Raw genomic sequence first — 19,746 nt, 5'->3', positions numbered from 1 at the left:
GCGTTATCCCTTCACCGCGCCGGAGGTGAGTCCGCTGACGGCCTTGCGCTGGAGGAAGACGAAGAGGACCAGGATCGGGACGGCGAAGAGCGAGGCCGCGGCCATGGTCGCCCCCCAGTCGTCACCGAACGTCGTCTGGAAGCTGGAGAGCCACAGCGGGAGCGTCTGCTTCTCGGCGTCCTTGTTGAGGATCAGGACCAGCGGGAACTCGTTCCACGCCGTGATGAAGCCGAAGAGCGAGGTCGCCATCAGTCCCGGGGCGAGCAGCGGGAAGATGACCTTCACGAAGGCCTGCCTGCGGGTGCAGCCGTCCACCATGGCCGACTCCTCCAGTTCCTTCGGCACGGCGGCGACGTATCCGCGCAGCGTCAGGACGGTGAAGGGCAGCACCATGATCATGTAGAAGACGGTGAGCGGGACGAGGCTGTTCAGCAGGTCGGCGTCACGCACGATGATGTAGATCGCGATGACCATGACCTCCCAGGGCGCCATCTGCGCGATCATGAAGGTCAGGATGAACCCGCGACGGCCCTTGAACCGCATCCGGGCCAGCGCGAAGGACGCGAGCAGCGCGATGACGAGGGAGAAGACCACCGCGAGGACGGTCACCGTCAGGGAGTTGCCGACGAGCGTCCAGAAGTGGTCGGCGTCGAGCGCCTTCTGGAAGTGGTCGAAGGTGATGTTCGTCGGCAGGAAGACCGGGTCGTCCGCGATGATGTCGCCGGCCGGCTTCAGCGAGGTCGCGAACATCCAGTAGACGGGGAACGCGAAGACCACGAAGAGCACGAGGGCCGTCGCGTTGGGCCAAAGCCGGGACACCGTAGAAGAAACAGGGCGCTTCACAGCTCGTCCTCCTCTTGCTTGAGAACGGTACGCAGGTAGTAGGCCGTCAGGCCGAGCAGGATGAGGATCGTCAGGAACGAGATCGCCGCTCCCATCCCGTAGTGCTGGTTGCCGGGGCCCTCGACGAACGCGTAGATCGGCAGCGTCTCGGTGAGCCGGTCGGGACCGCCCCTGTTCATGGCGAAGATCTGCGGGAACGCCTTGAAGACCCAGATGACCTCGAGGAAGGTCGTCGCCCACAGGAACGGCCGCATGAAGGGAAAGGTCACCGAGGTGAAGCTCTTCCACGTACCGGCCCCGTCGATCGAGGCGGCCTCGTACAGCTCTTTCGGGATGGTGGTGGTGGCGGCGTACAGGTTGATCGCCACGAACGGGATCGACTGCCAGACGATCAGCAGGGTGATCACGGAGAAGGTGGAGAGCTGGGTGCCGAACCAGTTGTAGTCGGCCATCGACGACCAGCCCGCCTTGGCGAGCAGCCAGTTGACGACGCCGAAGCGCTGGGCGAACAGCCACTGGTAGACCGTGGTCGCGGCGATCACCGGCATGGCCCAGGCCAGCACCAGGCCGAGCATCAGCAGCAGCCGCATGCGCTTGCCCAGCCGGGCGAGGAGCAGGCCGACGAGCGTGCCGAGCAGCATGATGAGGGCGACGTTCACCGCGGTGAAGACGACCGTCCGCTGGACGACCTTCCAGAAGTCCGAGCCGCTCAGGACGTCCGTGTAGTTGTCGAACCCCCGCCACTCGGTGAGGTGCAGGATCAGCTGGCGCGGGTTGAGGTTCTGGAACGACAGCACGCCGTTCTTGACCAGCGGCCACCCGAGCAGGATCACCGTGGCGAGCAGGGCGGGCAGCAGAAGCAGATACGGGGCGGACGCGCCGCCGCGCCTTCTCGCCGGGCCCGTGTCGCCGGGCGGGGTTACGTCGGTTTTACGGACACCGGGCGCCGCGGCCGTGCCTGTGTCCGTGCGTTCGGTCTGCACTGACATGCTCGCCATCTCTTCCAGGTTCGGGAGTCGCAGATCGTTCGATGCGCCGACGCGCCGGGGACGGACAGGGCCGTCCCCGGCGCGAAGGTGATCAGCTGCTCTGTGCGAGCCGCTTGTTGATCTCGGCCTCGACCTGCTTGGCGGCCTCGGCGGGCGACTTGCCCTTCAGAACCGCGGTCATGTAGCTCTTGATCGGGTTCGGGTCGTTCTCCACGGCGGCCCACTCGGGGATCAGCGGCGTGGTGCCACCGCCGGCCGCGGCCGGGGCGGCGGCCACCGCGGCGGGGTTGGCCGACAGGTTGGTCTGCAGCGACTCCTTGTTCGGGATGACGCCGTTCTCCTTGGCGAGCGCGCCCTCGAACTTGTCCGACAGCGCGATCTTCAGGAACTCCTTGGCGAGCTCCTGCTTCTTGCTGCCCGCGGCTACCGCGAAGTTGGAGCCGCCGAGGAAGACGCCCTCGGGCTTGTCGGCCGTCTCACCGGGGATGGTGAAGTAGCCGATGTCCTTCTCGATCTTCTTGTTGGCGGCGATGGCCGTGCCGGCCTCCCAGCCCATGCCGATGAAGGCGCCGACGTTGCCCTTGGCGAAGACCTCGGCCTGCTGCGGGGTCGCCTCGTCCTTGTCCTTGGGGGCCTTGGAGAAGGCCTGGTACTCCTTGTAGGTCTCCATGGCCTTGCCGACCTTCGGGTCCGCGAGGTTGGAGACGTACTTGTCGCCGTCCTTCTTCACCAGGTCGGCGCCCTGGCCGATGGTCAGACCGTCGAAGAAGTACCAGTTCTGGCCGGGCAGGTAGAGCGGCTCGGCGTCGGTCTTCTTGTCGATGGCCTTCAGGTCCTCGAAGAACTCGGCCCGCGTCTTGGGGGTGTCCTTGATGCCCGCGTCGGCCCAGACCTTCTTGTTGTAGACGACGACACGGTTGGCGAAGTACCACGGGGCCGCGTACTGCTTGCCGTCGAAGACGGAGGACTCGTTGAGGGCCTCGGTCCAGTCGGCGCCTATCTCCGACTTGAGGTCCGACAGGTCGGCGAGACCGCCGGTGGCCGCATACGCCGGGGTCTGGGTGTTGCCGACCTCCAGGACGTCCGGCGGGTTGTCCTCGGAGAGCGAGGTGGTGATCTTCTGCTGGATGCCGTTCCACTGCTGGGTCTCGAACTTCAGCTTGGCCTTCGTCTTCTTCTCGAAGGCGGCCGTGAGGTCCTTGGTCCAGCCGGGCGGCGTGGAGCCGTCCATGGCCCAGACGGTCAGGGTCTGCCCCTTGAAACCGTCGGCCCCCGTCTTCTCGCCACCGTCACCGTCGTCGCCGCCACACGCCGCGACAGACATCAACATGCCCGCGACACCGACAGCCGCAATGAGCTTGCGCTTCACGTCACCCTCCTCAGGGATGCCAGCAACCCCCCTGCCCACCGCGTGACTTACGACGAGTACTGCCCGTGGGGCTGGGACCTGGTCCTCAATGGTTTAGACCAGTAGGGGGGAGCTTGGCCTAGACCTAGAGGGGTGTCAAGGGCCGAAAAGCCGCTCCCGGCCGTCCGTTACGCGACCTACATATGCAGGGACCTTTCACTACACGGGGAACAGAACGGGCACGCTCCGACGGGCGCCCCACCAGCCCCGACAGGGCACCCGCAGCAACCGCTCTCCAGCGCTGTGGACTAGACCAAAAGAGACCCCGACGGTATATAGAGGGGATCACGCAGCGTGCGGGGGGACACTCGCACGGCAAGCCGTGCCACGATGTGAGCCGCGGCCGACGCACACGTCGGCCCATCGGCACCTGGAGCCGGGAAGGCAGAGTATGAGCACCGACGTCAGCAGTGCGGAGAACGAGGGTGGGGCCCCCATCCGTACCGCGCGCGTGCCCAAGTACTACCGCCTCAAGAAGCATCTGCTCGACATGACGGAGACGCTGCCGCCCGGCACACCGGTACCGCCCGAGCGCACCCTCGCCGCCGAGTTCGACACCTCGCGCACGACCGTGCGGCAGGCCCTTCAGGAGCTGGTCGTCGAGGGGCGCCTGGAGCGCATCCAGGGCAAGGGCACGTTCGTCGCCAAGCCGAAGGTCTCGCAGGCGCTGCAACTCACCTCGTACACCGAGGACATGAGGGCCCAGGGCCTCGAACCCACCTCGCAGCTCCTGGACATCGGCTACATCACTGCCGACGAGACGCTCGCCGGGCTGCTCGACATCACCGCCGGCGGGCGCGTCCTGCGCATCGAGCGGCTGCGGCTCGCGAGCGGGGAGCCGATGGCGATCGAGACGACGCATCTGTCCGCGAAGCGGTTTCCCGCGTTGCGGCGGTCGCTCGTGAAGTACACCTCCCTGTACACGGCGTTGGCCGAGGTGTACGACGTTCATCTCGCCGAGGCCGAGGAGACGATCGAGACGTCGCTGGCAACTCCTCGGGAGGCGGGGCTGCTCGGCACGGATGTGGGGCTGCCGATGCTGATGCTGTCCCGGCACTCGCTGGACAGGGGTGGGCTGCCGGTGGAGTGGGTGCGGTCGGTGTACCGGGGGGACCGGTACAAGTTCGTTGCGCGGTTGAAGAGGCCCGTGGAGTAGGGGTGAGTGGGCAGCTGCGGGTGCGTGGGGGCTGGTCGCGCAGTTCCCCGCGCCCCTAAAGACAAAAGGCCCGGCACAACCCCCTGCTTTTAGGGGCGCGGGGAACTGCGCGATCAGCCACGACGCGCCCGCACGCCCCACTGCCCCAAGCCCACCACGGGGCAAGGGAGTTCACGTAGCGCACACCGACTGGTGCGCATGGTGTAGCGCTGGTCCTCTTCCTGTTCTACGGTCCTCCCGTCACTCATGGACGGGAGGACGACCCGTGCGCACCGACAGCCCACAGACGGCATCCCCTCAAGGCCCTCGCAAGGCAAGTCCGCAAACCATCGTCATCTGGACCGTCGTCGCGCTGGTGTGCGCGGCCGGTTGGTCGGTCCTCGCGCTGTCCCGGGGCGAGGAGGTGTCGGCCGTCTGGATGGTGGCCGCCGCCCTCGGCTCGTACGCCATCGCCTATCGCTTCTACTCGAAGTTCATCGCCTACAAGGTCCTGAAGGTCGACAAGACCCGGGCCACTCCCGCCGAGCGGCTCAACAACGGCATCGACTTCCACCCCACCGACCGCCGGGTGCTGCTCGGCCACCACTTCGCGGCGATCGCGGGGGCGGGCCCCCTGGTCGGACCCGTACTGGCCGCGCAGATGGGATATCTGCCGGGCACCATCTGGATCATCGTCGGCGTGATCTTCGCGGGGGCGGTCCAGGACATGGTCGTCCTGTTCTTCTCCACCCGCCGGGACGGCAGGTCCCTCGGGCAGATGGCACGCGAGGAGATCGGCCCGTTCGGAGGCGCGGCCGCCCTGCTCGCCGCCTTCGCCATCATGATCATCCTGCTCGGGGTGCTCGCGCTGGTCATCGTGAACGCGCTCGCCCAGTCGCCGTGGGGCACCTTCTCCATCGCGATGACGATCCCGATCGCCCTGCTGATGGGCTTCTACCTGCGGGTCCTGCGGCCCGGCCGGGTCAGCGAGGTCTCGCTGATCGGTGTCGCCCTGCTGCTGCTCGCGCTGGTCGCGGGCCGCTGGGTCGCCGAGTCGTCGTGGGCCGGCACGTTCACGCTCGCGCCCTCGACGCTGGTGCTCTGGCTGGTGGCGTACGGCTTCATCGCGTCGATCCTGCCGGTGTGGATGCTGCTGGCACCCCGCGACTACCTCTCCACCTTCATGAAGATCGGCACCATCGCGCTGCTCGCGATCGGCGTCGTCGTCGCGATGCCGACGCTGAAGATGGACCCGGTCACGGACTTCGCCACGCGCGGCGACGGGCCGGTCTTCGCCGGTTCGCTGTTCCCGTTCGTCTTCATCACCATCGCGTGCGGGGCCCTGTCCGGCTTCCACTCCCTCATCTCCTCCGGTACGACGCCGAAGATGATCCAGAAGGAGACGCAGGTCCGGATGATCGGGTACGGCTCCATGCTCATGGAGTCGTCCGTCGCCGTGATGGCGCTGATCGCGGCGTCCATCATCGACCCGGGCCTGTACTTCGCGATGAACGCGCCGGCCGGCGTCATCGGGGACACGGTCCAGAACGCCTCGCAGGTGGTGGGGAGCTGGGGGTACCAGATATCCCCCGAGGACCTGGCGGCCGCGGCGAAGAACGTCGAGGAGGCGTCCCTGCTGTCGCGGACCGGCGGCGCGCCCACCCTCGCGATCGGCGTCTCGGAGATCTTCTCCGAGGTCACCGGGGGCAGTCTGCGCGCGTTCTGGTATCACTTCGCCATCATGTTCGAGGCGCTGTTCATCCTGACCGCGCTCGACGCGGGCACCCGCGTGGGCCGCTTCATGCTCCAGGACACGCTCGGCAATCTCTACAAACCCTTCAAGAATGTGAGCTGGAAGCCCGGACTGGTCATCACGAGCGCCATCGTCTGCGGCCTCTGGGGCTACTTCCTGTGGGTGGGCGTCCATGAACCGCTCGGCGGGATCAACCAGCTGTTCCCGATCTTCGGCATCTCCAACCAGCTCCTCGCGGCGGTCGCCCTGGCCGTCTGCACGACCCTGCTGGTGAAGTCCGGACGCCTCAAGTGGGCCTGGATCACGGGGATTCCGCTCGTCTGGGACGCCACGGTGACGCTGACCGCGAGCTGGCAGAAGGTGTTCTCCAGCGACCCGCGCGTCGGCTTCTTCAAGCAGCGCTCGGTCTACCAGGACGGCATCGACAGGGGCGAGCTCATCGCGCCCGCCAAGAGCATGGACGACATGCACACGATCGTCACGAACTCCACAGTCGACGGCGTCCTCACGGCGGCTCTCGCCCTGCTCATCGTGATCGTCATCGCGGACGCGACGAGGGTGTGCATCCGGCACGTACGCCGTCCCGCGCTCTCCACGCTCAGCGAGTCGCCGTACGTCGAGTCGAAGATCGTCGCTCCGGCAGGGCTGATCCCGACCAAGGAGGAGAAGGAGGAGGCGCGCGATGCGGTCGGCGCTGCACCGGGCGGCTAGCCGGGCGGTCAGGGGCGTGCGCTGGTACGTACGGGAACTCACGGACGAGTCGGCGTACGACCGGTATGTCGCGCATGTTCGCGAGGGCCACGCCGACGCGGTCGTGCCGTCGCGGCGGGAGTTCGAGCGGATGCGTACGGACCGTCAGGAGGAGGACCCCCGGCAGGGCTTCCGCTGCTGCTGAGCGCGATGTCCGCCGGCTGTCGGGCTCCGCGCTCGACGGCCGGCGGACATGATGCCCAGCGGCCGGCGGCAGTGAGCGGAACACCGTATCCGTTATGCGGACGGGGGTTCCATAAAGCGGAACCGTCCCTTAGATTTCCTGCGCGTTGCACAGGTGATCAGTTAGGGGACGGAGCCGCCGTATGTCTGAAGCGCCGGATGCGCCAAGAGCGCCCGAAGGGAAACCGCCGGTGGAGACCCCGCCGGTCGTGACACCGCCTGTCGTCACACCGGTCCGTGTGGTGATCGCCGTCTGTCTGGTCGCGCCGTTCGTGGCGATGCTCTGGGTGGGCTCGTACGCGAAGGTCGACCCGGCCTTCATCGGCATCCCGTTCTTCTACTGGTACCAGATGCTGTGGGTGTTCATCTCGACCGCGCTCACGATGGTCGCGTACAAGCTGTGGAACCGTGACCAGCGCGCCCGCAAATCCCAGAAGGAGGGCGCGTCCGCATGAACGACGGCGTGAACGGCGTGGCACTCGCCGTCTTCATCTTCTTCTTCGTGGCCGTCACGGTCATGGGCTTCCTGGCCGCGCGCTGGCGCCGGGCCGAGACCGACAGCCTCGACGAATGGGGCCTGGGCGGACGGTCGTTCGGCACCTGGGTCACCTGGTTCCTGCTCGGCGGCGACCTCTACACGGCGTATACGTTCGTGGCGGTCCCTGCGGCGATCTACGCGGCGGGCGCGGCCGGCTTCTTCGCCGTGCCGTACACGATCCTCGTCTACCCGCTGATCTTCACGTTCCTGCCCCGCCTGTGGTCGGTCTCGCACAAGCACGGATACGTGACGACGTCGGACTTCGTGCGCGGACGCTTCGGCTCGAAGGGCCTGTCGCTGGCCGTCGCGGTGACGGGCATCCTCGCGACGATGCCGTACATCGCGCTCCAACTGGTCGGCATCCAGGCCGTCCTGGACGTGATGGGCGTCGGCGGCGGCGAGGACACCAACTGGTTCGTCAAGGACCTGCCGCTGCTCATCGCCTTCGGCGTGCTGGCCGCGTACACCTACTCGTCCGGTCTGCGCGCGCCCGCCCTGATCGCGTTCGTGAAGGACACACTGATCTACATCGTCATCGCGGTGGCGATCATCTACATCCCGATCAAGCTGGGCGGCTTCGACGAGATCTTCGCCAAGGCGGGCGAGGCCTACAGCCAGACCAACCCGGCGACGGGCGCGCCGCGTGGTGCGCTGGCGCCGGGCGAGGCGGGCCAATGGACGTACGCCACGCTGGCGTTGGGCTCCGCCCTGGCGCTGTTCATGTACCCGCACTCGATCACGGCCACGCTGTCGTCGCGCAGCCGTGAGGTGATCCGGCGCAACACCACGATCCTGCCGCTGTACTCGCTGATGCTGGGTCTGCTCGCGCTGCTCGGGTTCATGGCGATCGCGGCCGGAGTCAAGGTCAGCAACGGGCAGTTGGCGATCCCGCAGCTCTTCGAGGACATGTTCCCGGCGTGGTTCGCGGGGGTGGCCTTCGCGGCGATCGGTATCGGTGCGCTGGTGCCTGCGGCGATCATGTCCATCGCTGCGGCGAACCTCTTCACCCGCAACATCTACAAGGACTTCATCCGGCCCGACGCGACGCCCGCCCAGGAGACCAAGGTCTCCAAGCTGGTCTCGCTGCTCGTGAAGGTGGGTGCGCTGGTCTTCGTCCTCACCATGGACAAGACGGTGGCCATCAACTTCCAGCTGCTGGGCGGGATCTGGATCCTTCAGACGTTCCCGGCCCTGGTCGGCGGCCTCTTCACCCGCTGGTTCCACCGCTGGGCGCTGCTCGCGGGGTGGGCGGTCGGCATGCTGTACGGGACGATCGCTGCGTACGGTGTCGCCTCGCCGACTCAGAAGCACTTCGGTGGTTCCTCGAAGGAGATTCCCGGGATCGGGGAGATCGGGTACATCGGTCTGACGGCGTTCGTCCTGAACGTGGTCGTGACGATCGTGCTGACCTTCGTCCTGAGGGCCCTCAAGGCCCCCGACGGCATCGACGAGACGTCCCCCGAGGACTACACGGCGGACGCGGGCGACAAGGGTGTCCAGGTCGAGCTGCCGCCGGCGACGGCGGGGGCGCGGCACTAGGTTGTCGCCCCCGGTCACGCAGCAGTCCGCGGTTACGCCGGCCGTTCGTTCACCTGATTCTGGCGAGGGTGTCACGACCCTGCCGCAGTGGCCGGCCGTGGGCTGAACCCGCCCTCCCCTCGCCTCCCCTCGGACGTCCCCGGCGCCGGTGCGCGAGAAACTCGGCGGCCCCACGCCGTACCCCTCGGGCACACTGCCAGGCATGGACATCGTGATCAGGCGGGCGAGGCCCGAGGAGTACGAGGCTGTGGGCGAGATCACCGCGCAGGCCTATCTCGGGGACGGGCTCCTCGACTTCGGGGAGAGCGACGAGTATCTGAGCGAACTGCGGGACGTCGCGAAGCGGTCCGCGGCCGCCGACGTACTGGTGGCCGTGCTGGGGACAGGCGTGGGCGAGCGGGTCGTCGGCGGCGTGACCTTCGTCCCGTCCGGCGGGCCGATGGCCGACATCGCGCGCGAGGGCGAGGCCGAGATACGGATGCTGGCGGTCGCCAAGGAGGCCCGCGGGCACGGGGCGGGCGCGGCCCTCGTGCGCGCCTGTGTCGAACGTGCCCGGTCCACGGACGGCTGCGTACGCGTCGTGCTGTCCACCCAGCGCACCATGCACAGCGCCCACCGCATCTACGGACGCCTCGGCTTCACCCGCGCCCCCGACCGCGACTGGAACCCGATCCCGGACCTCGACGACATCATGCTGCTCACCTACGAGTTGACACTCTGACACCCTCCGAAGCCGACACGACACAAGATGTGGGGGTGCTTCCCGAGCCCGGCACAAGATGTATGCTCATGCTCGCTGTCGCCGCAGGGGAATCCGGTGCGAATCCGGAACTGTCCCGCAACGGTGTACTTGTGCATGTCTGTCCCCAGAGGAGAGCCGTGCGCCTGGTCAGTCCGAGGACCTGCCGACAGCGTGCCCAGGCCACCCGGCCCGGGTGCCATGACGTCCGGGCCTCGCGGAGTGGGCCGGTGGACGCGGCGTACCGCTGCGCAGAGCGTGTACCCCCGTGTGCCCCGAACCCCTCCCCGCAGGCCCCGTGCCGAGCGAGGGAGAGCCCCACGTGACCATCGCGCCAGCCGATCCGGTCTCAGCGAAAGCGCCCCAGTACCAGCAGGACAGGGCCGAGGCCGACGGACCGGGAACCGTGTTGCTGCGGACCCTGACCGACCTCACCGCCGACCTTCCCGACGCCGATCCCGGCAGGGTCGCCGCCGCCGCGCTGCGCGGCCGGTCCTCCGTGGGGGCCGACGGGATCACCGCGGAGCTGCGCGAGCTGGCCACGGAGGCGGCCGCCGGCCTCATCTCCGAGGACCCCGTGTACTCGAAGCTGGCCGCCCGCCTGCTGATGATCGGCATCGCCGAGGAGGCCGCCTCGCAGGGGGTCAGGTCCTTCTCCGAGTCCGTCGCGGTCGGCCACCGCGAGGGCCTGATCGCCGACCGCACCGCCGAGTTCGTACGGACCCACGCGGCCCGTCTGGACGCGCTGATCGACCTCGAAGGCGACGACCGCTTCGGCTACTTCGGCCTGCGCACGCTGCACAGCCGGTATCTGCTGCGGCACCCGATCACGCGGTCCGTCATCGAGACGCCCCAGCACTTCATGCTGCGCGTGGCGAGCGGCCTCGCCGAGGACACTGTGCTTGATTCAGAAGCGGGAACCCGCGCTCTCGACGAAGTGGCCTCGCTGTACCGGCTGATGAGCCGCCTCGACTACCTGCCGTCCTCCCCCACGCTCTTCAACTCCGGTACGCGGCACCCCCAGATGTCGTCCTGCTACCTCCTCGACTCCCCGCTGGACGAGCTGGACTCCATCTACGACCGCTACCACCAGGTGGCCCGGCTCTCGAAGCACGCGGGCGGCATCGGCATCGCGTACTCCCGTGTCCGCTCGCGCGGTTCCCTGATCCGCGGGACGAACGGGCACTCCAACGGCATCGTCCCGTTCCTGAAGACGCTCGACGCCTCGGTGGCCGCCGTGAACCAGGGCGGCCGGCGCAAGGGCGCGGCCGCGGTCTACCTGGAGACCTGGCACTCCGACATCGAGGAGTTCCTGGAGCTGCGCGACAACACCGGTGAGGACGCCCGGCGTACGCACAACCTGAACCTCGCGCACTGGATCCCGGACGAGTTCATGCGCCGGGTGAACGAGGACCGCGTGTGGTCGCTGTTCTCGCCGGCCGACGTGCCCGAGCTGGTCGACCTGTGGGGCGAGGAGTTCGACGCCGCCTACCGCAAGGCGGAGGACCGGGGCCTCGCCAAGAAGACGATCCCGGCCCGCGATCTGTACGGCCGCATGATGCGCACCCTCGCGCAGACCGGCAACGGCTGGATGACCTTCAAGGACGCCGCCAACCGCACGGCCAACCAGACCGCGCTGCCCGGCCACACGGTCCACTCCTCCAACCTCTGCACGGAGATCCTGGAGGTCACGGACGACGGTGAGACGGCGGTCTGCAACCTGGGTTCGGTGAACCTGGGCGCGTTCGTGGACACGGCACCCGGGGCCACCGATGTCATCGACTGGGAGCGGCTGGACGCGACCGTCCGTACCGCCGTCACCTTCCTCGACCGGGTCGTCGACATCAACTTCTACCCGACCGAACAGGCGGGCCGCTCCAACGCCAGGTGGCGGCCGGTGGGCCTGGGCGCGATGGGTTTGCAGGACGTCTTCTTCAAGCTGCGGCTGCCCTTCGACTCCGCCGAGGCCAAGGCGCTCTCCACCCGTATCGCCGAGCGCGTCATGCTCGCCGCGTACGAGGCGTCCGCCGACCTCGCCGAGCGCAACGGCCCGCTGCCCGCCTGGGAGAAGACCCGTACCGCGCAGGGCGTGCTGCACCCCGACCACTACGACGTGGAGCTGAACTGGCCGGAGCGCTGGGCGGCGCTGCGGGAGCGGATCGCGACGACCGGCATGCGCAACTCGCTGCTGCTCGCGATCGCACCGACCGCCACCATCGCGTCCATCGCCGGTGTCTACGAGTGCATCGAGCCGCAGGTCTCCAACCTCTTCAAGCGCGAGACGCTCTCCGGCGAGTTCCTCCAGGTCAACTCCTACCTGGTGGCGGAGCTGAAGAAGCTCGGCGTGTGGGACGCGCAGACCCGGGAGGCGCTGCGCGAGTCGAACGGCTCGGTGCAGGGCTTCACCTGGGTGCCGCAGGACGTGCGCGATCTGTACCGCACGGCGTGGGAGATCCCGCAGCGCGACCTGATCGACATGGCCGCGGCCCGGACCCCGTTCCTGGACCAGTCCCAGTCGCTGAACCTGTTCCTGGAGACGCCGACCATCGGCAAGCTCTCCTCGATGTACGCGTACGCCTGGAAGTCGGGGCTGAAGACGACGTACTACCTGCGCTCGCGCCCGGCGACGCGCATCGCCCGTGCCGCAAGTTCGACATCCGTAACTTCTTTCCCCTCCCAGCAGTTGGATGATCCGACCGATGTGGTCGCCTGTTCTCTGGAGAACCCGGAGAGCTGCGAGGCCTGCCAGTAGTCACAGGCTTCTCCACTCGAAGAGTGGAAAGCGTCAGCCCTTGCGACCGACGCTTGCTGTGACCAGCACCAGCCATCGTCAAGAGGGAGGTGACCTGATGGCTACGTTCCGTACAGGACAGCAGACCCACCCGACTGTGCTTCCTCAGCAGTCGGCTCTGGAACCCAGCTCAGCAGACAATCTCGGAAGCATGGACGAAACGGGGGCCGGGCGCCGCAACGCGGCATCCGGTGCGGGACATGTGCGAGGGGAGACGCTCGGCAGTTCACCTGCTGCCGGGCGCGTCACCCCGGACCGCCCGGTCCGGGAGGAGGGTCGTGAGGCCCATCCATGTGTGTTTGTACTCGACAAACACGGTATGCCGTTGCAGCCGTGCAGTCCGGCCCGCGCGCGGAAGCTGCTGGGCTCAGGGCGGGCAGTAGTACACCGGCACACGCCGTTCGTGATCCGCCTCAAGGACCGCACCGTCGCCGAATCCGTGGTGGACGGAGTGGAGATCGGTGTCGATCCCGGCAGCAGGCACACCGGGATCGCAGTGTTCACCGCACTTGCCGGAGAGCGGCAAGGCCGATTCGCGCTTCAGCTCGATCACCGTGGCGCGACCATTCACAGGAACATGCTCCGGCGTGCCGCTTTCCGGCGTCGGCGGCGCGTCGCGAATCCACGTTACCGTGCTCCGCGCTTCAACAACCGTGCTGTCGCGGCCGGTTGGCTCCCGCCATCGCTCCGCCATCGGGTGGACACCACTCTCGCCTGGGTGGAGAGGCTCACTCGCTGGGCTCCGGTGAGAACGGTACACATGGAACGTGCGGTGTTCGACACCCATGCCCTCGCTCTCGGGAAAAAATCTCTGAACGGGATCGAGTATCAACAGGGCACCCTCGTCGGCTACGAGGTCCGTGAATATCTGCTCGCCAAGTGGCACCACTCCTGTGCCTACTGCGGAGCCACTGGCGTTCCTCTGAACATCGATCACATCAGACCTCGCTCCCGTGGCGGCACTGATCGGATCTCGAATCTCACCCTGGCCTGCATCCCTTGCAATCAGACCAAGGACAACACTCCGGTCGAGGAGTTCCTGGCCGGTAAACCCGAGCGGCTCACGAAGCTCCTCGCTCAGGCAAAGGCACCGCTGACGGACGCTGCCGCTGTCAACAGCACCAGATGGGCGTTGTGGCGTGCCCTCGACGCCCGTTGGCGAACCCGCGTCGCTTCTGGCGGACGCACCAAGTGGAATCGCATTCGCAACTGTCTCCCCAAGACTCACACCCAGGACGCCCTCTCCGTCGGCACAGTCGACGCCATCACCCGCCATCCCTCGCTCATGCTGGTAGTCGGCTGCACCGGACGAGGCACATACGCCCGCACCCGCACGGACAGGCACGGCTTCCCCCGCTTACGGCTGCCCCGGAAAAAGTTGGTTCACCGGTTCCAGACCGGGGACTTCGTCCGGGCAGTGGTTCCCACCGGCAAGAAGGCGGGAACTTATACGGGCCGCGTCGCGGTCCGCACCAAGGGCAGCTTCAACATCACCACCCGGCACGGCACTGTGCAGGGAATCCATCACCGGCACGTCATCCTCCTCCAGCGAGCTGACGGATACGCCTACACCACAGAGAAGGAGGCAGGGGCCTCCCCAGGCACACCCTCTGGGAAATCCGCCCCTCGCAGCACATGACCACCGCACCAGAACGACACAAGAACCTGCTCGACCCGGGCTTCGAACTGACCCTGCGTCCCATGCGCTACCCGGACTTCTACGAGCGCTACCGGGACGCGATCAAGAACACCTGGACCGTCGAGGAGGTCGACCTCCACTCGGACGTCACCGACCTGGCGAAGCTGTCGGCGGGCGAGCAGCACATGATCGGCCGGCTGGTCGCGTTCTTCGCGACGGGCGACTCGATCGTGTCGAACAACCTGGTGCTGACGCTCTACAAGCACATCAACTCCCCCGAGGCGCGGCTGTACTTGAGCCGTCAGCTCTTCGAGGAGGCAGTGCACGTCCAGTTCTATCTGACCCTGCTGGACACCTACCTCCCCGACCCGGAGGACAGGGCGGCCGCCTTCGACGCGGTGGAGAGCATCCCGTCCATCCGCGAGAAGGCCGAGTTCTGCTTCAAGTGGATCAACGAGGTCGAGAAGCTGGACAGCCTGCGGACCCAGGCCGACCGCCGCCGCTTCCTGCTCAACCTCATCTGCTTCGCGGCGTGCATCGAGGGGCTGTTCTTCTACGGTGCCTTCGCGTACGTCTACTGGTTCCGCAGCCGGGGTCTGCTGCACGGTCTGGCGACGGGCACCAACTGGGTGTTCCGCGACGAGACGATGCACATGAGCTTCGCCTTCGAGGTCGTGGACACCGTCCGCAAGGAGGAGCCGGAGCTCTTCGACGACCTGCTGCAGGAGCAGGTCACCGACATGCTCCGGGAGGCCGTCGAGGCCGAGCTACAGTTCGCGCGCGACCTGTGCGGTGACGGCCTTCCGGGCATGAACACCGACTCGATGAGGCAGTACCTGGAGTGTGTCGCCGACCAGCGCCTCACGCGCCTCGGCTTCGCTCCGGTGTACGGCTCCGAGAACCCCTTCTCCTTCATGGAGCTGCAGGGCGTTCAGGAGCTGACCAACTTCTTCGAGCGCCGGCCTTCGGCGTACCAGGTGGCCGTGGAGGGCTCGGTCGGCTTCGACGAGGACTTCTGATCCCTGCGGTGTCCCTGCTCGGCCTCCCTGAGCTGACGGTCGATGCGCCGGTCGCGCACGATGCCGATCACCGAGGGGAGGACGAGCAGGACCAGGATTCCGAGGACGAAGAGCATTGAGATCAGGCCTTCCAGCTGTGTCGTTTCCATGGACACCACTGTCGCGCCGATTGCTCCTTACCGTGAGTGGCAGTACTGCCGCACACCCTCGATTTCCTGCCAGATCGGGTGCACACTTGGCAGCATGCTGAACAACGTGGCCGTCGTTCTGCTCGACGGTGTGCACCCGTTCGAACTCGGTGTGGTCTGCGAGGTGTTCGGCCTCGACCGCAGCGACGAGGGGCTGCCGGTGTACGACTTCGCGGTGGTCTCCGCCGAGGCTCCGGGCGCGAGCCTCAGCACCCATGTCCCCGGGTTCACGGTCGCCACTCCGTACGGCCTCGACCGGCTGGAAGAGGCCGACCTGGTCGTCGTACCCGCCGGAAGCACCTATGCCGTACGCGAGTACCCGCCCGAGATGCTCGAAGCGCTGCGCCGGGCCGTGGACCGCGGGGCCCGGGTCCTGAGCGTCTGCTCCGGGGTCTTCGTGCTCGGCGCCGCCGGGCTCCTGGACGAGCGGCGCTGCGCCGTGCACTGGCAGCACGTGGACACGCTGGCCCGGCAGTACCCGCGGGCCAGGGTCGAGCCGGACGTGCTGTACGTGGACGAGGACCCGGTGATCACCTCCGCGGGCACCGCGGCCGGCATCGACGCCTGTCTGCACATCGTCCGCAAGGAGCAGGGCCCCGAGGTCGCCAACGCCATCGCCCGCCGCATGGTGGTACCCCCGCACCGGGACGGCGGCCAGGCCCAGTACGTCGAGCGGCCGCTGCCGCGCTCGCAGTGCGACACGGTCGGCGAGGTGCTCGCCTGGATGGAGCGCCACCTCGACGAGGAGGTGACCGTCGAACAGCTCGCCGCTCGCGCGCTCATGTCCCCGCGCACGTTCGCCCGCCGCTTCCAGCAGGAGACGGGCACGACCCCGTACCGCTGGCTGCTGCGCCAACGGGTGCTGCTGGCCCAGGAGTTGCTGGAGGCCACGGACGAGACCATGGACTTCATCGCGGACCGCACGGGGTTCGGGACCGCGGCCGCGCTGCGCCACCAGTTCGTCCGCTCGCTCGGGACGACCCCGAACGCGTACCGGCGCACGTTCAGGGGCACACAGGCCGCCTGAACGCGCGCCGCACGCTCAGCAGGGCACCGGCTCGGCAGCGGTGGTTCAGTCGTTCGCGACGACGGGGTACCGCGGCTCGTTCTCGGCCATCTGCCGCAGCGCGTCCTTGCGCTCGCGCTTGGAGAGCCGGTCGATGTAGAGGTACCCGTACAGGTGGTCCGTCTCGTGCTGGAGGCAGCGCGCGAAGTAGCCGGTGCCGCGCACCTTGATCGGGTTGCCCTTCTCGTCCTGCCCGGTGACCTCGGCGTAGTCGGGCCGGGCCAGCGGCGCGTACGCGGTCGGCACGGACAGACACCCCTCGTTGCTCTCGTCCAGCTGGCGCCGCTCGGCGGGCAGCTCGACGAGCACGGGGTTGCAGACCACGCCCACGTGCCGCTTGCCCTCGTCGTCCGGGCAGTCGTAGACGAAGACCTTCAGGTCGACGCCGACCTGGTTGGCGGCCAGGCCCACACCCTCGGCGGTGTGCTGGCTGGCGAACATGTCGTCGACCAGCTTGGCGAGGTCGTCGCCGAACTCCGTGACGTCCTTGCACTCCTTGTGCAGTACGGGGTTCCCGACGACCGTGATGGGCCGCGAGCTGCCGCGCCCGCGATAGGCCGCCTCACGCTCCCCCGCGTCGTCCTCACTGTCGATGACGAAGCCCTCGTCGTCCACGGGGAGCACGCCCACGTGCTGCTGATCGGTGTCCTGCTGCGCCATGACCGACGTAAGCCTTCCTCGGAAAACAGGGTTGTGATGCTGAACAGGGTACGGGGGGCACGCCCCCGGCAAGGGGCGCCCCCGACAGGGGCGCGGGGAACTGCGCGACAAGCCACGGACGGCCCGCAGCCTACGAACAACCCACGCAACCCCTAACAAACCTCTTCAAGATCCCGCCAGTCCCTGGAATCCGGACTGTCGGCAACCCACCCGTCCAGCAACCCCCGCACCAACGAGGCGGGGGCGGCAAGCCCACACTCCCGCTCAGGCACCCACAGCTGCCCGTCCGTCCGGTGCCCAAGGGGCCCCGGATGCCCCGGCTCACTGTGATCGTGCGGATCGAGATGCTCCCCGTCCCCCTCGTCGGACGGCATCCGGGACTCGGAACACATCCGGCAGAGCAGCCGGACCGACGACGACCAGTCCTCGGCGGCGAACCCCGCGTCGGCCGCCAGCCGCTCCAGGGCGTTCCGGTCGTCCTCGGTCTCCGCCTCCAGGAGCACCACCCAGGTCGGCACGGGAGAGGGCGCCCACAACTCGATCTCGTCGAACACGGGGTAGGAGTGGCCCGCGGCGGTCGTCCGCTCACCGTGGGGAACCCCGTCGTGCAGCACGACCTCGCCCCAGCGCCGCCCGGAGGACGGCAGCGGAATGGAGAGGACCTCGATGCGGGCGGGGTCCAGCCGCCGCCCCCACACGACCTCGGCCTCGCCCTCGGGCGACAGCCGTACGGCCGCGCTGCCGAGATCCATGCCCACCGGTTCGCCCGAGGCGGTGGCGCCGCCGGGCACCCGCAGTCCGTAGGCCTGCCAGGCCCGCCGCGCGAGCGGCCAGTCCTGCAGTGCGGTGGCCGCGATGCCGACGTTCCACCAATCAGGGGCCCCGGTCTCCCGGTCGAGCAGTGCCACGGCCCTCAGACCGGCCGCCCGCGCCTGCTCCCAGTCGTGCCGGAACTTGTGCAGCAGCGCGAGGTTGAACCACGACTCGGACAGCCAGGGCTCCAGGTCCGCGGCGCGCGTCAGCAGCGCACCCGCGTCCTCGTACCGGCCGTCTCCGATCAGCGTGAACGCACGGTCGGTGGCCTGCCGCCATGAGGCGGAGGGCCGGTGCCGTCCCTTGCCGAAGATCCTCACGATTCCCGCCTGCCAGTTCGTTGAAGAGCGTGCAGCCTCGGGCTGGACTGTGCCCCCTGATGTCCTCTTCCTCGCATCCAACCACGGACGGTCGGACGGGCGCTCATTACCCATGGGTTACCCAGCCAGGGGCAGCATAAGACTGCCCCTCGCCAGCACCCTGGCCAGCGACTCCACCACCTCGGGCTGATAGTCCCGGGCGGTGCCGAGCCTCAGCTCCTCCAACGCCTTGAGGGGCCCGCCGGGACCTGCTTCCCGGGCTTTCTCCTCGTACGCGTTGACCGCCCGTACGATTCTGGCGCTGACCGGCTGTTCGCGGTACGGGTCCGCCTGGCGCTCCACCACCACGGCCACCTCGGCGTCCACCCCGGTCTGACGCACCACGGCGCCACCGAGCAGAGCGATGCGCCGCTGGTCGTCGGGGGCGAGGGAGGCGGTGGCCCCCGCGGGAACGGGATCGACGAGGGACAGCTGACCGATGTCGTGCATCAGGGCCGCGTACTCCAGAACGGTCAGTTCGGGCTCGGAGAGCCCCAGCTCACGGCCGACGGCCCGGCTGAGCGCGGCCACGCGTCTGGCATGCCCCGCCGGGGTGTAGCCGGCGATCTCGGTGGCCCGGGCGAGGGAGGCGATGGTCTGGCGGTAGGTGGTCCGCACGGCCGCGTACCGCCGGAAGGACAGCTGGGTGAGCAGCAGCGGCAGGGAGAACACGGGCAGCGCCCACAGGCCGGCGACGGCGACCGCGAGCGCCATCACGGCACCGGTCGCGCAGACCGCCGACCCGATGCCGAGCGTGCCCCGCAGTTCGTCCCGCAGCAGCGGCCCGAACGGCCAGCGCGTCCGCGCGTGCGCCATGGCGGCGGCCAGGACGGCGTCCCACAGCGCGGACAGGACGAGCAGCGCGACGACGAGGGCCGCGTAGGTGGGTCCGTCCTCCGCCCACTCCCTCAACCTGCCCTGGTTGTAGAGGGGTTGGAAGCAGACGGCGGCGAAGGCGACGGTCAGCACGCGGCGCGTGAGGTGGTCGGCGGTGGGCCCGTGCCCCTTGGCCACGTGAGGCACGCACCCCAGCAACGAGGCCGCCACGACGACGGCCACGGTCTGCAGCACCCCGTGGTGGGTGGCCTGCCCGCCGTTCTCCCCCAGCAGCGCGTACGCCAGCGCCCCGGCCGCCCCGAGCGGCGCCGACTCCCGCTGCTCCGCCCCACCCCACCGGGCCAGCTCCCCGACGGCGATCAGCACCCCGAAGGCAAGCGCGACACCACGTTCGTCGACACCGTTCCAGAGGGTGACGCCAAGGGCGACGACCGCGAGAAGGGCGGCGGTGGCGCGGGCGAGGAGAAGCACGGGCAGGGGGCGCGACGGGTTCACGG

17 protein-coding genes and 1 riboswitch are annotated in these 19,746 nt (G+C 68.3%); of the genes, 10 read left to right on the top strand and 7 right to left on the bottom strand.

What is annotated here, in order from left to right; translation table 11 throughout:
• Positions 1-3: 3 nt before the first annotated feature.
• The 3 genes from O3Q52_RS09870 to O3Q52_RS09860 all read right to left on the bottom strand — a co-directional run bounded on the left by O3Q52_RS09870 (position 4) and on the right by O3Q52_RS09860 (position 3,201).
• Entirely contained in the window at positions 4-843 is an 840-nt protein-coding gene (locus tag O3Q52_RS09870; RefSeq protein WP_269648441.1) for a carbohydrate ABC transporter permease, read from the bottom strand.
• Positions 840-1,832: a carbohydrate ABC transporter permease gene (locus tag O3Q52_RS09865; RefSeq protein ID WP_269648440.1), complete on the bottom strand. Its 993-nt coding sequence runs from the start codon at positions 1,830-1,832 to the stop codon at positions 840-842. Before O3Q52_RS09865 ends, O3Q52_RS09870 begins: the two co-directional genes overlap by 4 nt.
• Before the next feature lie 91 nt (positions 1,833-1,923).
• Complete coding sequence (locus O3Q52_RS09860) at positions 1,924-3,201, bottom strand: extracellular solute-binding protein (RefSeq protein WP_269648439.1); 1,278 nt, start codon at positions 3,199-3,201, stop codon at positions 1,924-1,926.
• A gap of 430 nt (positions 3,202-3,631) precedes the next feature.
• Here O3Q52_RS09860 and O3Q52_RS09855 point away from each other — a divergent pair, with 430 nt between their 5' ends.
• From O3Q52_RS09855 to O3Q52_RS09815, 9 genes are all read left to right on the top strand, one after another.
• Entirely contained in the window at positions 3,632-4,396 is a 765-nt protein-coding gene (locus O3Q52_RS09855; RefSeq protein WP_055613737.1) for a GntR family transcriptional regulator, read from the top strand.
• 265 nt (positions 4,397-4,661) lie between these two features.
• Entirely contained in the window at positions 4,662-6,839 is a 2,178-nt protein-coding gene (locus O3Q52_RS09850) for a carbon starvation CstA family protein (RefSeq protein WP_269648438.1), read from the top strand.
• Positions 6,811-7,023, top strand: a complete 213-nt coding sequence (locus O3Q52_RS09845) for a YbdD/YjiX family protein (protein ID WP_269648437.1) — start codon at positions 6,811-6,813, stop codon at positions 7,021-7,023. The genes O3Q52_RS09850 and O3Q52_RS09845 overlap by 29 nt, the downstream gene beginning before the upstream one ends.
• 229 nt (positions 7,024-7,252) lie before the next feature.
• On the top strand, positions 7,253-7,516 hold the full coding sequence (locus tag O3Q52_RS09840) for a DUF3311 domain-containing protein (protein ID WP_269648436.1): 264 nt from the start codon (positions 7,253-7,255) through the stop codon (positions 7,514-7,516).
• Positions 7,513-9,138, top strand: a complete 1,626-nt coding sequence (gene mctP / locus O3Q52_RS09835; protein WP_269648435.1) for a monocarboxylate uptake permease MctP — start codon at positions 7,513-7,515, stop codon at positions 9,136-9,138. The genes O3Q52_RS09840 and mctP overlap by 4 nt, the downstream gene beginning before the upstream one ends.
• A 202-nt stretch (positions 9,139-9,340) precedes the next feature.
• The gene (locus O3Q52_RS09830) at positions 9,341-9,859 is read left to right on the top strand and encodes a GNAT family N-acetyltransferase (protein ID WP_269648434.1); all 519 of its coding nucleotides are present in this window, start codon (positions 9,341-9,343) and stop codon (positions 9,857-9,859) included.
• A 32-nt stretch (positions 9,860-9,891) separates the two neighbouring features.
• Positions 9,892-10,063: riboswitch (cobalamin riboswitch) on the top strand.
• 136 nt (positions 10,064-10,199) lie between these two features.
• On the top strand, positions 10,200-12,629 hold the full coding sequence (locus O3Q52_RS09825) for a ribonucleoside-diphosphate reductase subunit alpha (RefSeq protein WP_269648433.1): 2,430 nt from the start codon (positions 10,200-10,202) through the stop codon (positions 12,627-12,629).
• Entirely contained in the window at positions 12,565-14,307 is a 1,743-nt protein-coding gene (gene iscB / locus O3Q52_RS09820; protein WP_332112893.1) for an RNA-guided endonuclease IscB, read from the top strand. Before O3Q52_RS09825 ends, iscB begins: the two co-directional genes overlap by 65 nt.
• Positions 14,304-15,326, top strand: a complete 1,023-nt coding sequence (locus tag O3Q52_RS09815; protein WP_269648432.1) for a ribonucleotide-diphosphate reductase subunit beta — start codon at positions 14,304-14,306, stop codon at positions 15,324-15,326. The genes iscB and O3Q52_RS09815 overlap by 4 nt, the downstream gene beginning before the upstream one ends.
• On the opposite strand, the gene O3Q52_RS09810 is transcribed toward O3Q52_RS09815, so the two are convergent.
• The gene (locus O3Q52_RS09810) at positions 15,239-15,475 is read right to left on the bottom strand and encodes a hypothetical protein (RefSeq protein WP_269648431.1); all 237 of its coding nucleotides are present in this window, start codon (positions 15,473-15,475) and stop codon (positions 15,239-15,241) included. The genes O3Q52_RS09815 and O3Q52_RS09810 overlap by 88 nt on opposite strands.
• A gap of 94 nt (positions 15,476-15,569) precedes the next feature.
• On the opposite strand from O3Q52_RS09810, the gene O3Q52_RS09805 reads away from it, so the two are divergent.
• A complete protein-coding gene (locus tag O3Q52_RS09805) occupies positions 15,570-16,541 on the top strand; it encodes a helix-turn-helix domain-containing protein (protein ID WP_269648430.1) in 972 nt (323 codons plus the stop codon).
• 45 nt (positions 16,542-16,586) lie between these two features.
• Here the strand turns inward: O3Q52_RS09805 and def are convergent, their stop codons facing one another.
• From def to O3Q52_RS09790, 3 genes are all read right to left on the bottom strand, one after another.
• Entirely contained in the window at positions 16,587-17,240 is a 654-nt protein-coding gene (gene def / locus O3Q52_RS09800; protein WP_055617767.1) for a peptide deformylase, read from the bottom strand.
• A gap of 152 nt (positions 17,241-17,392) precedes the next feature.
• The gene (locus O3Q52_RS09795; protein WP_055617768.1) at positions 17,393-18,373 is read right to left on the bottom strand and encodes a hypothetical protein; all 981 of its coding nucleotides are present in this window, start codon (positions 18,371-18,373) and stop codon (positions 17,393-17,395) included.
• Between the two features lie 117 nt (positions 18,374-18,490).
• Positions 18,491-19,744, bottom strand: a complete 1,254-nt coding sequence (locus O3Q52_RS09790) for an HD-GYP domain-containing protein (protein WP_269648429.1) — start codon at positions 19,742-19,744, stop codon at positions 18,491-18,493.
• Positions 19,745-19,746: the final 2 nt, after the last annotated feature.

Source organism: Streptomyces sp. ActVer, assembly GCF_027270795.1.
GTDB lineage: Bacteria > Actinomycetota > Actinomycetes > Streptomycetales > Streptomycetaceae > Streptomyces > Streptomyces umbrinus_A.
This window is presented reverse-complemented; position numbering and strand designations above follow the sequence as displayed.